Source organism: Streptomyces sp. NPDC088732 (assembly GCF_044751205.1).
Taxonomy (GTDB): domain Bacteria; phylum Actinomycetota; class Actinomycetes; order Streptomycetales; family Streptomycetaceae; genus Actinacidiphila.
The window spans coordinates 236,250-253,662 of sequence record NZ_JBIVLI010000016.1 but is presented as its reverse complement, the minus strand read 5'-3'; the positions used below and the strand labels follow the sequence as shown (position 1 = coordinate 253,662).

The following is a 17,413-nucleotide window of genomic DNA, read 5'->3' as shown; positions in this document are numbered from 1 at the left end:
GACCACGCCGTGCCGCTGCCCGCGATCACCGCGTCGCTCTTCGCGCGCTTCGCCTCGCGCCAGGACGACTCCCCCCAGATGAAGATGATCGCCGCGCTGCGCAACCAGTTCGGCGGCCACGCCGTCGAGTCCAAGAAGTAGCCGCACCGGCGGTCATGTCCACCGGGTGCCCAGCGCGCCCACGAGGGAAGGAGGCGTCGCACAGCCATGCACGTCGCGCATCTGTCGCTCGCCGACTTCCGCTCCTACGCCCGGGTCGAGGTCCCGCTCGACCCGGGCGTCACCGCTTTTGTCGGCCCCAACGGCCAGGGCAAGACCAATCTGGTCGAGGCGGTCGGCTATCTGGCCACCCTCGCCAGCCACCGGGTCGCCAGTGACGCCCCGCTGGTGCGCATGGGCGCGGACCGGGCGATCGTCCGGGCGGCCGTGGTCCAGGGCGACCGCCAGCAGCTGGTGGAGCTGGAGATCAACCCGGGCCGCGCCAATCGCGCCCGGCTCAACCGCTCCTCCCAGGTCCGCCCGCGCGATCTGCTGGGCATAGTCAGGACCGTGCTGTTCGCCCCCGAGGACCTGGCCCTGGTCAAGGGCGATCCCGGCGAGCGCCGGCGCTTCCTCGACGAGCTGCTCACCGCCCGCGCGCCCCGGATGGCGGGTGTGCGCAGCGACTACGAGCGCGTGCTCAAGCAGCGCAACACCCTGCTGAAGTCGGCGGCCATGGCCCGCCGTCACGGCGGCCGCGGTGCCGATCTGTCCACGCTCGACGTGTGGGACCAGCATCTGGCCCGGGCCGGCGCCGAGCTGCTGGCGCAGCGCCTGGACCTCACGCACGCGCTCCAGCCGCTGGCCGACAAGGCGTACGAGCAGCTGGCACCGGGCGGGGGCCCGGTCGCGCTGGAGTACCGCAGCTCGGTCGGTGAGCGCATCGCGGGGGCGTCCGGCCGCGAGGAGCTGTACGGACTGCTGCTGGAGGCCCTGGGGGAGGTCCGCAAGCAGGAGATCGAGCGCGGGGTCACCCTGGTCGGCCCGCACCGCGACGACCTGTCCCTCAATCTGGGCCGGCTCCCCGCGAAGGGGTACGCCAGCCACGGGGAGTCCTGGTCGTACGCCCTGGCACTGCGGCTGGCCTCGTACGAGCTGCTGTGCGCGGACGGCGGCGAGCCCGTACTGGTGCTCGACGACGTCTTCGCGGAGCTGGACGCCCGGCGCCGCGACCGCCTGGCGGAACTGGTGGCCCCCGGCGAGCAGGTACTCGTGACGGCGGCTGTGGACGACGACGTGCCGGGCGTGCTGATCGGCGCCCGCTACGCGGTGGAGAACGGCGGCGTGGAGCGGGTATGAGCGAGCAGCAGGCACAACCTCCCGCGCAGGACAGGCCGCTGTCCGGCGTCGACCTGGCGCGTGTGGCGCTGCGGGCGGCGAAGGAGCAGGCGCGGGCCAAGGGCGCCGCGGCCCAGCAGAAGAAGCAGGCCCGCCGCGGCGGGCTGCGCAGCGGCGCCCGGGCCGACGGCCGCGATCCGCTGCCGCTCGGGGCGGCGATCAACCGGCTGATCACCGAGCGCGGCTGGGAGGCGCCGGCGGCCGTGGGCGGGGTGATGGGCCGTTGGCCGCAATTGGTCGGTGCCGACGTGGCGCTGCACTGCGAGCCGCAGCGGTACGACGAGGAGGAGCGGGTTCTCACCGTCCAATGCGACTCCACGGCCTGGGCGACCCAGCTGCGGCTGCTCGCGCCGACCCTGGTGGCCAGGCTGAATGCCGATCTCGGTCATGGCACCGTTAAGTTGATCAAGGTTCTGGGGCCGGGGGGGCCGGTGCGGTCGTACGGGCGTCTGAGGGCTCCTGGGAGCCGTGGGCCGGGCGATACGTACGGATAGGCCGGAAACCTGCTGTGCGTAATCAGGTCGAAGCCCTGTGCGCCCGCGTGAGCGGTTTTGAGACCCGGTGCGCGTGTAGGGAGTCGGCAGGAGGCACTTCCGTCGGGTACGCGGGAACTCAGGTACCGCCAAAGCCCCATCTATGTCGGCGCTACCGGTAGACTGGTGGCAAGACGCCCGCCCCTGGCCTCCGGCACCCGGGGGGACCCAGCGGGACCCGTCGATCGATGTCGAAGTGATGCAGCCGCTCCCGCTCCGCGGGTCCCGGCTCATGCTGTGCCAGAAAGGGCGCTTCGTGGCCGATTCCGGCAACCCCAACGAGATCAATACGTCCGCAGCCGAAGGCTCCGCCGCGCCCCCGCACGGGGGCGCGTACGACGCCAGCGCGATCACCGTCCTCGAGGGCCTGGACGCGGTTCGCAAGCGCCCGGGCATGTACATCGGCTCGACGGGAGAGCGCGGCCTGCACCACTTGGTGTACGAGGTCGTCGACAACTCCGTCGACGAGGCGCTGGCCGGTCACGCGGACACCATCGAGGTCACGATCCTCGCCGACGGCGGCGTGCGCGTGATCGACAACGGCCGCGGCATCCCGGTGGACATCGTGCCGTCCGAGGGCAAGCCCGCGGTCGAGGTCGTGCTCACCGTGCTGCACGCCGGCGGCAAGTTCGGCGGCGGCGGCTACGCCGTCTCCGGCGGTCTGCACGGCGTCGGCGTCTCCGTGGTGAACGCCCTGTCCAACAAGGTCGCGGTCGAGGTCAGGCGTGAGGGCTTCCGCTGGACCCAGGACTACAAGCTCGGTGTCCCCACCGCCCCCCTGCAGAAGAACGAGCCGGTCTCCGAGACCGGTACGAGCGTGACGTTCTGGGCCGACGGCGACATCTTCGAGACCACCGAGTACTCCTTCGAGACGCTGTCGCGGCGCTTCCAGGAGATGGCCTTCCTCAACAAGGGCCTGACGATCTCGCTGACCGACGAGCGCCCCGAGCACGCGGACCTGGAGAACGAGGGCCAGCCGCGCACGGTGACGTACCACTACGAGGGCGGCATCGTCGACTTCGTGAAGTACCTCAACTCGCGCAAGGGCGAGACGGTCCACCCCTCGGTGATCGACATCGAGGCCGAGGACAAGGAGCGCCTCCTCTCGATCGAGGTGGCGATGCAGTGGAACACCCAGTACAGCGAGGGTGTCTACAGCTTCGCGAACACCATCCACACCCATGAGGGCGGTACGCACGAGGAGGGCTTCCGCGCCGCGCTGACCACGCTGGTCAACAAGTACGCGCGCGAGAAGAAGCTGCTCCGCGAGAAGGACGACAACCTCACGGGCGAGGACATCCGCGAGGGTCTGACGGCGATCATCTCGGTCAAGCTCGGCGAGCCGCAGTTCGAGGGCCAGACGAAGACCAAGCTGGGCAACACCGAGGCGAAGACCTTTGTCCAGAAGGTCGTGTTCGAGCACCTGACGGACTGGCTGGACCGCAACCCCAACGAGGCCGCGGACATCATCCGCAAGTCGATCCAGGCGGCCACCGCGCGCGTCGCGGCCCGCAAGGCGCGCGACCTGACGCGCCGCAAGGGACTGCTGGAGACGGCGTCGCTGCCGGGCAAGCTGAGCGACTGCCAGTCCAACGACCCGAGCAAGTGCGAGATCTTCATCGTCGAGGGTGACTCCGCCGGCGGTTCGGCCAAGTCCGGCCGCAATCCGCAGTACCAGGCGATCCTCCCGATCCGCGGCAAGATCCTCAACGTGGAGAAGTCGCGGATCGACAAGATCCTGCAGAACACGGAGATCCAGGCGCTCATCTCGGCCTTCGGCACCGGTGTGCACGAGGACTTCGACATCTCGCGGCTGAGGTATCACAAGATCATCCTGATGGCCGACGCCGACGTCGACGGGCAGCACATCAACACCCTGCTGCTGACCTTCCTGTTCCGCTTCATGCGGCCGCTGGTCGAGGCCGGTCACGTCTATCTCTCCCGTCCCCCGCTCTACAAGATCAAGTGGGGCCGGGACGACTTCGAGTACGCGTACTCCGACTCCGAGCGCGACGCCCTGATCGAGCTGGGGCGGCAGAACGGCAAGCGCGTGCGCGAGGACTCGATCCAGCGCTTCAAGGGCCTCGGCGAGATGAACGCCGAGGAGCTGCGGGTCACCACGATGGACGTCGACCACCGTGTGCTGGGCCAGGTCACCCTGGACGACGCGGCCCTCGCCGACGACCTCTTCTCGGTGCTGATGGGCGAGGACGTCGAGGCCCGGCGCTCCTTCATCCAGCGCAACGCCAAGGATGTCCGCTTCCTCGACATCTGAGTCGGCCCCCATCAGCCGCAGCTCGAAAGGACTTTGACCAGCAATGGCCGACGACACCTCCCCTGCCTCCGGCGGGGATTCCCCCACCCCCGTCACGCCCGAGGGCGCCGCCGCGACGGGCACCATGCGGATCGAGCCCGTGGGCCTCGAGACGGAGATGCAGCGCAGTTACCTCGACTACGCGATGTCCGTCATCGTCTCCCGCGCGCTGCCCGACGTCCGCGACGGACTCAAGCCCGTCCACCGCCGCGTGCTGTACGCGATGTACGACGGCGGCTACCGCCCCGAGCGCGGCTTCTACAAGTGCGCCCGCGTCGTCGGCGACGTCATGGGCACGTACCACCCGCACGGCGACTCCTCGATCTACGACGCGCTGGTCCGCCTCGCGCAGCCGTGGTCGATGCGCATGCCGCTGGTCGACAGCAACGGCAACTTCGGTTCGCCCGGCAACGACCCGGCGGCCGCCATGCGGTACACCGAGTGCAAGATGGCGCCGCTGTCGATGGAGATGGTCCGGGACATCGACGAGGAGACCGTCGACTTCCAGGACAACTACGACGGCCGCAACCAGGAGCCGACGGTCCTGCCGTCGCGCTTCCCCAACCTGCTGATCAACGGCTCCGCCGGTATCGCGGTCGGCATGGCGACCAACATCCCGCCGCACAACCTGCGCGAGGTCGCCGAGGGCGCCCAGTGGTGCCTGGCCAACCCCGACGCGACGAACGAGGAGCTGCTGGACGCCCTCATCGAGCGCATCAAGGGCCCCGACTTCCCGACCGGCGCCCTCGTGGTCGGCCGCAGGGGCATCGAGGAGGCGTACCGCACCGGCCGCGGCTCCATCACGATGCGCGCGGTCGTCGAGGTCGAGGAGATCCAGGGCCGGCAGTGCCTGGTCGTCACCGAGCTGCCGTACCAGGTGAACCCGGACAACCTGGCCCAGAAGATCGCCGACCTGGTGAAGGACGGCCGGGTCGGCGGCATCGCCGACGTCCGCGACGAGACCTCGTCGCGCACCGGCCAGCGCCTGGTGATCGTGCTGAAGCGCGACGCCGTCGCCAAGGTCGTGCTGAACAACCTCTACAAGCACACGGACCTGCAGACGAACTTCGGCGCCAACATGCTGGCGCTGGTCGACGGCGTGCCGCGCACGCTCTCGCTCGACCAGTTCATCAAGCAGTGGGTGACCCACCAGATCGAGGTCATCGTCCGCCGGACCCGCTTCCGGCTGCGCAAGGCCGAGGAGCGCGCCCACATCCTGCGCGGCCTGCTGAAGGCCCTGGACGCGATCGACGAGGTCATCGCCCTCATCCGGCGCAGCGCGACGGTCGACGTCGCGCGAGAGGGCCTGATGGGCCTGCTGGAGATCGACGAGATCCAGGCCAACGCGATCCTGGAGATGCAGCTCCGCCGCCTGGCGGCCCTGGAGCGGCAGAAGATCGTCCAGGAGCACGACGAGCTCCAGGCGAAGATCAACGAGTACAACCGCATCCTGGCCTCGCCCGAGATGCAGCGCGGCATCATCAGCACGGAGCTGACGGCGATCGTCGAGAAGTTCGGCGACGACCGGCGCTCGGCACTGGTGCCCTTCGACGGCGACATGTCCATCGAGGACCTGATCGCCGAGGAGGACATCGTCGTCACGATCTCCCGCGGCGGCTACGTCAAGCGCACCAAGACCGACGACTACCGCTCCCAGAAGCGCGGCGGGAAGGGGGTGCGCGGCACGAAGCTGAAGGAGGACGACATCGTCGACCACTTCTTCGTCACCACCACGCACCACTGGCTGCTGTTCTTCACCAACAAGGGCCGGGTCTACCGCGCCAAGGCCTACGAGCTGCCGGACGCCGGCCGCGACGCCCGCGGGCAGCACGTCGCCAACCTGCTGGCCTTCCAGCCGGACGAGCAGATCGCCCAGGTGCTGGCCATCCGCGACTACAACGCGGCGCCCTACCTGGTGCTGGCCACCCGTTCGGGCCTGGTGAAGAAGACCCCGCTGAAGGACTACGACTCGCCGCGTTCCGGCGGTGTCATCGCGATCAACCTCCGGGAGACCGAGGACGGCGGCGAGGACCTGCTGATCGGCGCGGAACTGGTCGGACCGGACGACGATCTGCTCCTGGTGAGCCGCAAGGCGCAGTCCATCCGCTTCACGGCGACGGACGAATCGCTGCGGCCGATGGGCCGGGCCACATCGGGCGTGAAGGGCATGAGCTTCCGCGAAGGGGACGAACTGCTCTCGATGAATGTCGTCCGACCGGGTACGTTCGTCTTCACCGCCACTGATGGCGGGTACGCCAAGCGGACCAGTGTGGACGAGTACCGGGTCCAGGGCCGCGGCGGACTCGGCATCAAGGCGGCGAAGATCGTCGAGGACCGGGGTTCACTGGTCGGGGCGCTGGTGGTCGAGGAAACGGATGAGATCCTTGCCATCACACTCGGCGGCGGAGTGATCCGCACCCGCGTCAACGAGATCCGCGAGACCGGGCGTGACACCATGGGCGTCCAGCTGATCAATCTCGGCAAGAAGGATGCCGTTGTGGGCATCGCGCGCAATGCCGAGGCGGGGGCGGAGGCCGAAGAGGTCGTCGCCGCCGAAGAGGCCGAGGGCGAGCAGCCCGCGGCTGCCGAGTCGGAGGAGTAAGTAGCCGTGAGTGGAGCCGAGGGCGCCGCGGGTGGGACGGGAGCGGAAGGGGCGCAGCCGATGCCGGCTGCGGCTCCGGACGCGATCGGTGGTGCCCCTGGCTCACGTACGGACAGCGGCCCGCATCAGGGGGGAACCACCGTGACTGACACCCGTCCGCCGCACCACCAGCACGCGGTGCGACAGCAGACGCAGACCTACGGGGCCGTGCCCGGCGCCGTCGAGCAGGCCCCCCAGGGCCCGCACCAGCCGCCGCAGGCGTACGCGCCCCCGGCAGGCCCTCCGGCCACCGCCGGCGTCCGCCAGCCGCGTCCGGCGGCCCGGCAGGTCCCGCGGACCCGCAAGGCACGGCTGCGGGTGGCCAAGGCCGACCCGTGGTCGGTGATGAAGGTCAGCTTCCTGCTCTCCATCGCCCTGGGTGTCTGCACGATCGTGGCGGTCGCCGTGCTGTGGATGGTGCTCGACACCATCGGCGTCTTCAGCACGGTCGGCGGGACCCTCAGCGAGGCCACCTCGTCCGGCTCGGACGGCGGCTTCGACCTGGTGTCGTTCCTGTCGCTGTCGCGCGTGCTGACCTTCACCTCGGTCATCGCCGTCATCGACGTCGTGCTGGCCACCGCCCTGGCCACGCTGGGCGCCTTCATCTACAACATGTCGGCGGGCCTGGTCGGCGGCGTCGAGCTGACCCTGGCGGAGGACGAGTAACCGATTTTGGGACATGGCCCCGTGTGCGCTAATCTTTCAACGCGACGCAGCGCGGGGCTATAGCTCAGACGGTTAGAGCGCTTCCCTGATAAGGAAGAGGCCACAGGTTCAAGTCCTGTTAGCCCCACCAGCGTGAAGGGCCCCGGGAAATTTCCCGGGGCCCTTCGGCATTTCCGGGCCCGTTCCCCGGATTCCCGCCGGCCTCCTGGCCTCCTGGCGGACGGCTCGCGGTCAGGTGGCCGGAGCCGGGCTGGTCGCGCCGGTCCTGGCGACGACGCCCGCCTGACGCTGTACGTGCGCACCGGGCACGTCCCGGCGGCGTGGGCCCTGCGGTGGCGGAGCTGAGGATGCCTGCGCGTCTCCCCGGCCGGTGACGTCTCCACCGCCGGGCGGCTCGCCGGACGACTTCGCGGCGCCGTCCAACCGCTCGTCAAGCGGGCCCTGTTGCGTCCGCCGCGGCGCGGTCCGGGCCGACGGCGCCGGTTTCCCGTGGAACCGCCCCGGCAAGGACGGCGTCCCACCGGCGGGAAGGCCGCTCCCGATGACCTGGGCGGGGTCCGGCTTTCATTCGGACGGACCGTTTCCTCACCTCGCGTACTACCGTTGGGGTGGATAGACAGATCACCGTTCGATATCGACCGGTGTGTATAGTCGGGCTGGTCGGAGGACCCCCACGCAAGAAGGACGAGGTCGCGCGGTGAAGAAGTTGCTCCTGGTCGCACTGGCCGCCATCGGCGGTCTTCTCGTGTACCGCCAGATCCAGGCGGACCGCGCCGAGCAGGACCTGTGGACGGAGGCGACCGACTCCGTTCCCGCCGGTTCCGGCGCGAGCGTCTGAGGCGGGCAAGGCCCGCGTCACACAAGGATTCCCGAAGCCCCGGCCACGGTGTGGCCGGGGCTTCGCCGTTGTGCGACCGTGACGGGATCCCCTTGTATTTGCTCTCGCAAATCAATAGCGTCGCCGCAGCCGACGATGTGCGAGGGGGAACGGCACATGGGACGAGAACGGCCGCGGCTGGGCGGCCGCTGCTCCCGGGGCAGGACGGCCCTGGGAGCCGCTGTGGGGGGCGCACGGGCCCGGCGGGACACCACCGCGGGCCCCGGCCCCGGCGACGGCTCATACGACGCGGCAGCGCCCGTACGGCAGTTGGCGCGGACGGTGTCCGGCCTGACGCCCGGTCAGCGCACCGGCACCGGTGCGACGCCGGCCGCACCGGGCGGGCGGCGGAGGGACCCGGCGTGATCCGCAAGGCGGTGGCGGTCCTGGTGGCCGCGCTCCTGCTGCCGGCCGGCCCCGCGGCGGCGGCCTTCGCCGACACCGCCGCGCCGTCATGGCAGCCGCGGGGCGAGGCCGTACGGGGCGAGCCGAGCACGGCCGACGCCCCCGGGCTCACGGCCGGCGTGCTCTACCGGGACACGCTGCCCCCGGGCGAGGACGCGCGGCGCTACGCCGTCCAGCTCGACGCCACGAGCTCGGCCTACCTCGCCGTCTTCGCGCTCCCCCGGCCGGGCAGCGAGGTGGCGTTCGGGGACGGTGTCGACCTGAGCCTGGAGAGCACCGACGGGACCCGCTGCGACAGCGCCTACCGCACCTTCTCCGGCGACGGCGCCGCCCGGCCGCTGGGCACCTGGGTCACGCGCACGATCGGTGCGGACGAGCCGTGCCAGCAGGCGCACGCCTACATCCTGTCCGTGACCCGCAAGTTCGCGGGCACCTCGGACCGGGCGCCGTGGCCGCTGCAGATCCGCCTTACGACCGAGCCCGCGCTCCTCCCCGGTGCCACGCCCGGGCCCGCCGCGAGCGCGGGTACGCAGACCCCCGCGCCCGCGGCCGGCACCGCGCGCGGGACCGCGGGCGGCACCGACTTCGCGGGGGCGGCGCGGCTCGGCGCGGGCGTGTGGAAGGACCGGGTGCGGCCGGGGCAGACCTGCTTCTACGAGGTGCCCGTGGACTGGGGGCGGCAGGCATGGATCGACGCCGAGTTCGCCAACGCGCCGGTCACCGGTACCGGGGGCTTCGCGGTCTCGGGGGTGCGCCTGGAGGTCTACAACCCGCGCTGGGGATTTGTCACCGGCGCCACCGGCTCGTACTCCGGGCGGCAGACCTCCGTCACGGCGACCACCGGGACGGTCGCCTACGCCAACCGATGGGAGTCCCTGGACAAGGTCTCTGCGGCGCGCTTCGCGGGCCCGTACTACGTGGCGGTCACCGTCCACCGGGACGTCGCGGGGCTGGTACGGGGCGCCCTTCCCGTCACGCTGCGGATCGGCCTGGAGGGCGAGGCGCGGGCCGCTCCGCGGTACGACGGCGACCCCACCGCCGACCTCGGCCTGCCCGGGGAGGACGGCTCCGGGGGCGAATCCGCCCTGCGGCTGGCCGGGTTCGCCTCGCTGGGGACCGGGACCGTACTGCTGCTGTCCCTGGCGGTGTGGGCGGCCTCCGCCCGGCGGCGCGCCGCAGGGTGACCTGGCGCGGCCTCAGGAGGAGGCCGCCACCGCCCAGATGCCGAAGGCGAAGCACAGCGCCGCCACCAGCAGTACGGGCACGACCACCCGGGCGGTGGGGCCGGGACGCCCGACCGCGACGGCCGGTACGGCGGGGGACGCCGTGTACGGGCGGGTGGGCGCCGGGGTGACCGGGGGCCGGGTCGGCGGCAGCGGAGGCGGCAGCCGGAAACTGCCGGTGTCCTCGGTGTCTTCGGTGGCCGGCGCCGGGTGCTCCGGGCCGTCCGGGGTGAAGCCCCCGGGCAGCGGGCCGATCTGGTCGAAGACCTCGACCGGTTCCTCGCCGGGCTCCGTCGCGGGCAGCAGGTCCACGGCGGCGGCCAGCGCCTTGCGGGCGCCGGACGCGGTGCGGAAACGGGCCTCGGGGTCGGGCTGCAGCAGCGTCCCGACGACCTCCCACAACGGGCCCGGGACTCCGAGCGGCGCCCGCGGCATCCCGTGGGTGTACTGGGTGACGATCGCCTCGGCGTCCGGCTTGGCGCCGCACAGCAGGTACAGCGCGACCAGCCCGGCGGCGTACAGGTCGGCGGGAAAGTCCGGGTCGGCGCCCATCATCTGCTCGGGCGCGAAGTAACCGGGCGTGCCGACCACGTAGTCGGCGGCGGTCAGGCGGGGTTCGCCCTTGCGCATGGCGATGCCGAAGTCCGACAGCCGCAGATGCGGGCGGCCGGTGCCGGTCGCCTCCATGAGGAGGTTCGCCGGTTTGATGTCGCGGTGCACCACGCCCTCGGCGTGCACCGCGGTCAGCCCGGACAGCAACTGGTCGAGCAGGGCGCACACATAGCGCGGGGGCAGCGGGCCGTAGTCGCCGATGAGGTGCGCCAGCGAACCGCCGCGCACCAGGTCCATGGTGAACAGCACCTTGTCGTCGTCGGCCGCCCAGCTCGTGGGGGCGAGGACGTGCGGGTGGTCGATGCGCAGGGCCTGTTCGCGGACGAAGCGCAGCAGCGCGTGGGCGTCGCTCTGCTGGAAGACCTTGGCCGCCACATAGCGGCCGCGCCGCCGGTCCCAGGCCCGCCACACCGCACCCGAACCGCCGCGCCCGACCGGGTCGACCAGTTCGTACCGGCCCGCGAAGACCTCACCCATGTCCGGCGTCCGCCCCCTGGTCCCGCTGCTGGTGCGCCTCGTAGTGCAGGACCGCGTCCTCGGCGGGCCCGGCGCCGTACACACGGAGGAACTCTGCCAGTTGGGGGTGGGCCGGGGCGAGGGCGTCGGCGGCCGCGGCGATCTCGGCGGGCGGCGCCGTGGCGCGCAGCAGCGTGCGCAACTCGTGGACCACGCGGCGGGCGGGCGGCAGGTGCTGCCCGCCGGTCGAACTCTGCGTCGTCCCGAGGACCGGGGAGCCCTCGGACCGCCGGATCTCCTCCATCCGGCCGGCCGCCTCGTCGGCGGTGACGGTCCCCCCGGCGGCCTCCGCGCCGAGTTCGCGCAGCGCCTGGAGCCGCTGGACGACCGACGGATTGCCGATCTTGGCCCGCTGCCCGCTCATCAGCTGCGACAGCATCGGTGCCGACAGGCCCAGGACCCCGGCCAGCCGGGCCTGGTTGAGCCCCAGATCGGCCATCAGCCGCCGGAAGAGCGCCCCGAGCGGTTCGCCGTACCAGGTGCGCTGCATCTCCCGGGCGCGTGCGGTGGCATCCTGCGGGGAGATGTCCATGCGGGCTCCTGACGGGTGACCTTTGCGGCCGCGAACTTGCCCGTCATCCTACGGACACGGATACTCGGTCGGTGATCGTCGCGGCAGCCGGTACGCTGGTCTGCGGCACGGGGCCTTAGCTCAGTTGGTAGAGCGCCGTCTTTGCATGGCGGATGTCAGGGGTTCGACTCCCCTAGGCTCCACACCTCCCGACCGGGCCGGAACCTCATCGAGGTCCCGGCCCGTCGTGTTTCCGCCGCCGTTCGGAGGGCGGCCCGTCCGGCGCTTCGGCATGCTGGAGCCATGTTCGGAAAAACGAGGGCGTTCAGCGGCTTCGCCGTGGACGACATCGGCAGGGCCGCGGAGTTCTACGGGAAGACGCTGGGGCTGGATGTCTGCGAGGAGCACGGACTGCTAACCCTGCGGATCGAGGGCGGCACCCGGGTGCTGGTGTATCCGAAGCCGGACCACACCCCGGCGTCGTTCACCGTCCTGAACTTCCCTGTCGACGACATCGACCGGGCGGTGGACGGACTGGTCCGGCGCGGCGTCGCCTTCCAGCGCTACCCCGGCATCGAGCACGACGAAAAGGGCATCGCCCGCGGCACCGGCGGTCCGCCGATCGCCTGGTTCACCGATCCGGCGGGCAATGTCCTCGCCGTGCTCCAGGAGGACTAGACCGTCCGGGGGGACGGTGCGGCAGAATCGGCGGCGTGCGGTTCGGGATTCTGGGGGAGACGCGGGCGCTGCGGCCCGACGGACAGACCGCTGCGGCGGGCGGGCCCGGGCGTCGTGCGCTGCTCGCGATGCTGCTGCTGGACGCCGGGCGGATCGTCGGCACCGAGCGCCTGATCGACGGCCTGTACGGCGAGGAGCCGCCGGCCGGCGTGGGCAACGCGCTCCAGTCGCAGGTCTCGCGGCTGCGCTCCGCGATCGGAGCGCCCCTTGAGAGCCATCCCGGTGGATACCGGCTCGCCGTGTCCCGGGACGAGGTCGACGTCCATTGTTTTGAGCGGCTGGCCGCCGAGGGCCGCGGGGCGCTGGCCGACGGGGAGGCCGCCCGGGCGGCCGGGCTGCTCCGTGAGGCGCTCGGGCTGTGGCGGGGGTCCGCGCTGTCGGACGTGGGCGACGCGCCCTTCGCCGGGCCGCAGATCACGCGTCTGGAAGAGCTGCGTGTCGCGGCCCTGGAGGACCGGATCGCCGCGGACCTCCTGCTCGACCCGCACCGGCACGGCGAGCTGGCGGCCGAGCTGCGGGAACTGGTCGCGGCGTATCCGCTCCGCGAGCGGCTGCGGGCCCAGCTGATGCGGGCGCTGTACAGCTGCGGACGCCAGTCGGAGGCACTGGCGGTGTACGAGGACGCCCGGCGTGAGCTCGCCGACTCCCTGGGTGCCGACCCCGGCCCGGAACTCGCCGAGGCGCATCTGGCCGTGCTGCGCGGCGACGCGGGACCGGCCGTTGTCGCGATGCCCGTTTCCCGTGCTTCGGGTGTTTCACGTGAAACATCGTCCGCGTCGTCTGCGCCGTCCGCCCTGCCGCCGCGGCACACGCTGCCGGCCCAGCTCACCAGCTTCGTGGGACGGGAGGAGGAGCTGCGGCGGATCGGGTCGCTGCTGGCCGATGCGCGGCTGGTCACCCTGGTCGGGCCGGGCGGCGCGGGCAAGACCCGGCTCGCCGTCGAGGCGGCGGGCCGGTACGCCGGGGAGGCGTGCTTCGTCGACCTGTCCGGACTGACCCACGGCTCGGCCGTGCCGCAGGCGGTCGCCGGTGCGCTGGGGCTGCGCGAGGCGGGCCCGCTGTCCTCCGCCGGCCGGGAGGCGGCGGCGCCCGGCCCCCTCGCACGGCTCACGGCGGCGCTCACCGATCGCGAGCTGCTGCTGGTGCTGGACAACTGCGAGCACCTCGTCGAGGACGTGGCACGCCTCACCCACGGTCTGCTGTCCGGCTGTGCCGGCCTGCGCGTCCTGGCGACCAGCCGGGAGGCGCTGGGGATCACCGGGGAGGCCCTGTCGCCGCTCGCGCCGCTCCCGCTGCCCGAGGAGGACGCGGACGACGCCGCCGTGCTCGCCTCCCCCGCGGTCCGGCTGCTCGCCGACCGGGCCGCGGCGGCCGGATCCGCCGAGAGCCTGCCGGACCCCGGGGCCGCCGCCCGCATCTGCCGGGCCCTGGACGGCATTCCGCTCGCCATCGAGCTGGCGGCCGCCCGGCTGCGCTCGTTGTCCGCCGCCGAGATCGCCGACCGGCTCGACGCCCTCCCGGGGGCCGCCGGCGCGGGGGACCGCTTCCGGCTGCTGTCCCGCGGCAGCCGTACCGCGACCCCGCGCCAGCGCACCCTGCGCGGCGTCGTCGACTGGAGCTGGGAGCTGCTGTCCGAGGAGGAACGGACCGTCCTGCGCCGGACGTCCGCCTTCGCCGGCGGCTGGACCCTCGCCGCCGCCGAGGCGGTCTGCGCCGGACCGGCGGACCCGGCGCAGGGCGCCCCCGCGATCGACGCCGCCGACGTACTCGATCTGCTCGCCTCGCTCGCCGACAAGTCACTGGTCGTCGTCCACCGGCCCGAGGGCGGCGGCGCCCACGGGACGCGCTACCGGCTGCTCCAGACCATCCGCGCCTACGCCGCCGACCGTGCGGCGGAGGCCGGGGAGAGCGAGCCGCTGCGCCGCGCGCACGCCGCGTACTTCCTCGGCCTGGCACTGACCGCCGACCCCCATCTGCGGCGCGCGGAACAGCTCGACTGGCTGGGCCGCCTGGCCGCCGACCACGACAACCTGCACTCCGCCCTGCGCGGCGCGGTCGCCGCGGGCGACACCGCCGCCGCCCTGCGGCTGCTCGCCTCCCTGTGCACCTACTGGATGCTCCGCGGCATGCGGTACGAAGGCGCCCAGCCCGCGGCCGAACTGCTCCGGGCGACCGGGACGGGCCCGCCGGAGGGGCTGGACGAGGAGTACGCCCTGTGCGTCATGACGGCCGCGGCCGCCACCGCGGACCAGGGCGAACTGGCCGCGCACTTCGCCTCCGTGGCCGAGGTCGTCCGCCGGCTCGGCGGCCTGCCGCGCCGGTTCCCCGTGCTCAACCTGCTGTGGGCGCCCTTCTCCGGCGTCCCCGACACCGAGACGTACGCGGTGTACCGGCGGGAGCTGGCGGGACAGGCCGAGGACCCCTGGCAGACCGCGCTCATGCACATCGGCTCGGGGTTCCAGCTGTGGATGGCGGAGGGCGACATCGACGCGGGAGAGGCGGAGTTCACCGCCGCGCTCGCGGCCTTCCGCACGCTCGGCGACCGGTGGGGCAGCACCATGGCCCTGACCCAGCTGGCCTGGCTCTCCGGGGCCCGCGGTGACCAGCCGCGCGCCCTGCGGCTCGTGGACGAGGCGCTGGCCGTCGCGCGGGAACTCGGCGCCACGGAGAACGTGGCCGAACTGCTCGGCGAGCGCGGCAAGAGCGCCGTCCACGCAGGCCGTACCGACCGGGCACGGGCCGATTTCACCGCGTGCCTGGAGCTCGCCCGCAGGTCCGGCGCCCGGGAGCTGCTCGCCGGCGCCCATCTCGGCCTGGGCGAGTGCGCGCGGCTGGAGGGCGACCTCGCCGAGGCGCGCCGGCTGTGCGAGCTGGCCCTGTCCGAGTGCCTCACCGGCTGGTACACCGGCGAAGGCGCCCGCACCGAGGCACTCATCGCCCTGGGCCGGATCGCCCTGGCGGAAGGCCGTCCCGAGCAGGCCCGCGCCCGATTCCTGGCCGCCGACCCCGCGCACGGCGCCCGGAACCTGCCCCTGGCGGCGGCCCTCGCCGCGGCCCAGGCCGAGCTCTCGCTCGCCGAGGGCGACCCCGCCGCGGCCGCCGAACGCCTCGGCATCGCCAGCGCCCTGCGCGGCCCGTCGGTGCCCGCGCTCCCCGATGCCGACCGCACCGACGCCGCCGTGCGGGCCGCCCTGGACTCCCCCGCGTACGAGGCGGCCTACGCACGCGGTGCCCGGCTCCCCGTGGACCGGGCCCTGATGACGCTGACCGGGCAGGACGCCGGCGCCTGACCGCCGGTCAGCGCGCGGTACGCGGCCGGTCAGTGCGCCCGGCCACCGTTGCCCCCATGACGACGACACACACCACCCCGACCCCGCGGGCCCCGGGCCCCGCCCGCCACCGGTGGGCCGCACTGGCCGTCTGCTGCCTGGCCGCCATGCTCCTCGGCATCGACAACAGCGTCCTCAACTACGCCATCCCGTCCCTGCTCAGGGACATGCACCCGAGCGGCACCCAGATCCTGTGGATCTCCGACGTCTACGGCTTCGCGATGGGCAGCCTCCTGGTCGTCATGGGCAACCTCGGCGACCGCCTCGGCCGCAAGCGCCTGATGCTGCTGGGCGCCGCCGCCTTCGGCGGTGCCTCGCTGCTCACCGCGTACGCCCCCGACCCGCAGCTGCTCATCGCCGGGCGGGCCCTGCTGGGCGTGGCCGGCGCGATGATGGTGCCCTCCACCCTGTCCCTGCTGCGCCACGCCTTCACCGACCCCAAGGAGCGCACCACCGCGATCGGCATCAGCAGCGGCATCGGCGCGGCGAGCTTCGCCCTCGGCCCGGTCGTCGGCGGGCTGCTGCTGGACCACTTCTGGTGGGGTTCGGTGTTCCTGGTCAACGTTCCGCTGATGGCCGTCGTCCTGGTCGCCGGGGTGCTGGTGCTGCCCGAGTCGCGCAACCCGCGTCCGGGGCGGCTGGACTGGCCGGGTGTCCCCCTGTCGATCGTCGGTGTGCTGGGTGCCATTTACGCGATCAAGACCGGCTTCCGGGACGGCGCCGGCCACGCGCCGGAGTGGATCGCGGCGGCGGTGGGGGTCGCGGCCCTGCTGCTCTTCGCCCGCCGCCAGGTCCGCGTGGAGGAGCCGCTGATCGACCTGCGGCTGTTCCGCAACCCCGCCTTCAGCGGTGCGGTCGGTGCCAACCTGGTGATGATCTTCGCCTCGTCCACGCTGTCGCTGGCCTTCGCGATGTACTTCCAGACCGTCCGCGGCTGGTCGCCGTTCACCGCTGGCCTCGCCCTGCTGCCCGGCCCGCTCGCCGCGGCGTTCGCCGCACCGCTCGCCACCGCCCTGATCCCGCGTCTCGGCCGGGCCACGGTCGTCGCGCTGGGCCTCGGCATGGTGGCCGTGAGCACCGCGGTCCTCGGGCAGCTGTCCGACCCGGGCACGTCCTACGGTGCGCTGCTGGCGCCGCTGGTCGTCAACGGCATGGGGATCATCCTGATCGTCTCGGTCACCAACGACACGATCCTGGCGAGCGCTCCCAAGGACCGCACCGGCGCGGCCGCGGCCGTCTCGGAGACGGCGATGGAGATGGGCGGCTCGCTGGGCATCGCCGTCCTCGGCTCCGTCCTCGCCTCGGTCTACCGCGACTCCTTGGTCCTGCCCGCCGGGCTGCCCGACGGTGTGGCACGGGCCGCCCGTGAATCGGTGGGCGGCGCGGTCGAGGCGGGTGCCCGGATCCCCGGCGCGGCGGGGACCGCGCTGACGGAGACCGCCAGGGACGCGTTCTGCCACAGCATCCAGGTCACGACGCTGGCCGGTGCGGTGCTCATCGCCTGCGGCGCCGTCGCGGCCCGCTGGGCCCTGCGAGGGGTGCCCGCGGAGATCGCCGACCCCGAGGCGGAGCCGGAGGAGGGGGAGGACCTGCCCGTGCCCGCGCAGCGGTGAGATGAGCCCCCGTACGCACAGCGGGAGGGCGGCGGACCACAGGGTCCGCCGCCCTCCC

The 17,413-nt window shown here is 72.8% G+C and carries 12 protein-coding genes, 2 tRNA genes and 1 pseudogene; 13 read left to right on the top strand and 2 right to left on the bottom strand.

Annotated features, from left to right (window positions below; translation table 11 throughout):
* The 9 genes and pseudogenes from ACIP9H_RS26955 to ACIP9H_RS26915 all read left to right on the top strand — a co-directional run.
* Window positions 1-141: pseudogene (locus ACIP9H_RS26955) on the top strand (6-phosphogluconate dehydrogenase); the annotation flags it as partial.
* Between the two features lie 66 nt (window positions 142-207).
* Window positions 208-1,338, top strand: coding sequence for a DNA replication/repair protein RecF (gene recF, locus ACIP9H_RS26950; RefSeq protein ID WP_401961243.1), 1,131 nt, complete (start codon window positions 208-210; stop codon window positions 1,336-1,338).
* Window positions 1,335-1,871, top strand: coding sequence for a DUF721 domain-containing protein (locus tag ACIP9H_RS26945; protein ID WP_401588030.1), 537 nt, complete (start codon window positions 1,335-1,337; stop codon window positions 1,869-1,871). The genes recF and ACIP9H_RS26945 overlap by 4 nt, the downstream gene beginning before the upstream one ends.
* Window positions 1,872-2,142: 271 nt before the next feature.
* Window positions 2,143-4,185 (top strand): DNA topoisomerase (ATP-hydrolyzing) subunit B, encoded by a 2,043-nt coding sequence (gene gyrB, locus ACIP9H_RS26940; protein WP_401588032.1) that lies wholly within the window; start codon window positions 2,143-2,145, stop codon window positions 4,183-4,185.
* Between the two features lie 43 nt (window positions 4,186-4,228).
* A complete protein-coding gene (gene gyrA / locus ACIP9H_RS26935) occupies window positions 4,229-6,826 on the top strand; it encodes a DNA gyrase subunit A (RefSeq protein ID WP_401588035.1) in 2,598 nt (865 codons plus the stop codon).
* Between the two features lie 6 nt (window positions 6,827-6,832).
* The gene (locus ACIP9H_RS26930; protein WP_401588038.1) at window positions 6,833-7,531 is read left to right on the top strand and encodes a DUF3566 domain-containing protein; all 699 of its coding nucleotides are present in this window, start codon (window positions 6,833-6,835) and stop codon (window positions 7,529-7,531) included.
* 53 nt (window positions 7,532-7,584) lie between these two features.
* A tRNA-Ile gene (locus tag ACIP9H_RS26925) sits at window positions 7,585-7,661 on the top strand.
* A gap of 567 nt (window positions 7,662-8,228) precedes the next feature.
* Complete coding sequence (locus ACIP9H_RS26920) at window positions 8,229-8,369, top strand: DLW-39 family protein (protein WP_319132034.1); 141 nt, start codon at window positions 8,229-8,231, stop codon at window positions 8,367-8,369.
* A gap of 401 nt (window positions 8,370-8,770) precedes the next feature.
* Window positions 8,771-9,997 carry a hypothetical protein gene (locus tag ACIP9H_RS26915; RefSeq protein WP_401961240.1) on the top strand — a complete coding sequence of 409 codons (1,227 nt, stop codon included), beginning with the start codon at window positions 8,771-8,773 and terminating at the stop codon, window positions 9,995-9,997.
* 12 nt (window positions 9,998-10,009) lie between these two features.
* Here the strand turns inward: ACIP9H_RS26915 and ACIP9H_RS26910 are convergent, their stop codons facing one another.
* Together ACIP9H_RS26910 and ACIP9H_RS26905 are read right to left on the bottom strand one after the other, a co-directional pair.
* Window positions 10,010-11,125 (bottom strand): serine/threonine-protein kinase, encoded by a 1,116-nt coding sequence (locus ACIP9H_RS26910; RefSeq protein WP_401961237.1) that lies wholly within the window; start codon window positions 11,123-11,125, stop codon window positions 10,010-10,012.
* On the bottom strand, window positions 11,118-11,696 hold the full coding sequence (locus ACIP9H_RS26905; RefSeq protein WP_401588045.1) for a helix-turn-helix domain-containing protein: 579 nt from the start codon (window positions 11,694-11,696) through the stop codon (window positions 11,118-11,120). Before ACIP9H_RS26905 ends, ACIP9H_RS26910 begins: the two co-directional genes overlap by 8 nt.
* 109 nt (window positions 11,697-11,805) lie before the next feature.
* Between ACIP9H_RS26905 and ACIP9H_RS26900 the strand changes: the two genes are divergently transcribed.
* The 4 genes from ACIP9H_RS26900 (at window position 11,806) to ACIP9H_RS26885 (ending at window position 17,355) form a co-directional block, all read left to right on the top strand.
* Window positions 11,806-11,878, top strand: a tRNA-Ala gene (locus ACIP9H_RS26900).
* 100 nt (window positions 11,879-11,978) lie between these two features.
* Window positions 11,979-12,353: a VOC family protein gene (locus tag ACIP9H_RS26895; RefSeq protein ID WP_401588292.1), complete on the top strand. Its 375-nt coding sequence runs from the start codon at window positions 11,979-11,981 to the stop codon at window positions 12,351-12,353.
* Between the two features lie 35 nt (window positions 12,354-12,388).
* Window positions 12,389-15,703, top strand: a complete 3,315-nt coding sequence (locus ACIP9H_RS26890) for a BTAD domain-containing putative transcriptional regulator (RefSeq protein WP_401961233.1) — start codon at window positions 12,389-12,391, stop codon at window positions 15,701-15,703.
* 56 nt (window positions 15,704-15,759) lie between these two features.
* On the top strand, window positions 15,760-17,355 hold the full coding sequence (locus ACIP9H_RS26885) for an MFS transporter (protein ID WP_401961230.1): 1,596 nt from the start codon (window positions 15,760-15,762) through the stop codon (window positions 17,353-17,355).
* The last annotated feature ends 58 nt before the right edge of the window (window positions 17,356-17,413 follow it).

Coding starts and splice junctions, on each gene's coding strand:
- recF (WP_401961243.1), top strand. CDS start 208: ATGCACGTCGCGCATCTGTCGCTCGCCGACTTCCGCTCCTACGCCCGG.
- ACIP9H_RS26945 (WP_401588030.1), top strand. CDS start 1,335: ATGAGCGAGCAGCAGGCACAACCTCCCGCGCAGGACAGGCCGCTGTCC.
- gyrB (WP_401588032.1), top strand. CDS start 2,143: ATGCTGTGCCAGAAAGGGCGCTTCGTGGCCGATTCCGGCAACCCCAAC.
- gyrA (WP_401588035.1), top strand. CDS start 4,229: ATGGCCGACGACACCTCCCCTGCCTCCGGCGGGGATTCCCCCACCCCC.
- ACIP9H_RS26910 (WP_401961237.1), bottom strand. CDS start 11,125: ATGGGTGAGGTCTTCGCGGGCCGGTACGAACTGGTCGACCCGGTCGGG.
- ACIP9H_RS26905 (WP_401588045.1), bottom strand. CDS start 11,696: ATGGACATCTCCCCGCAGGATGCCACCGCACGCGCCCGGGAGATGCAG.
- ACIP9H_RS26895 (WP_401588292.1), top strand. CDS start 11,979: ATGTTCGGAAAAACGAGGGCGTTCAGCGGCTTCGCCGTGGACGACATC.
- ACIP9H_RS26885 (WP_401961230.1), top strand. CDS start 15,760: ATGACGACGACACACACCACCCCGACCCCGCGGGCCCCGGGCCCCGCC.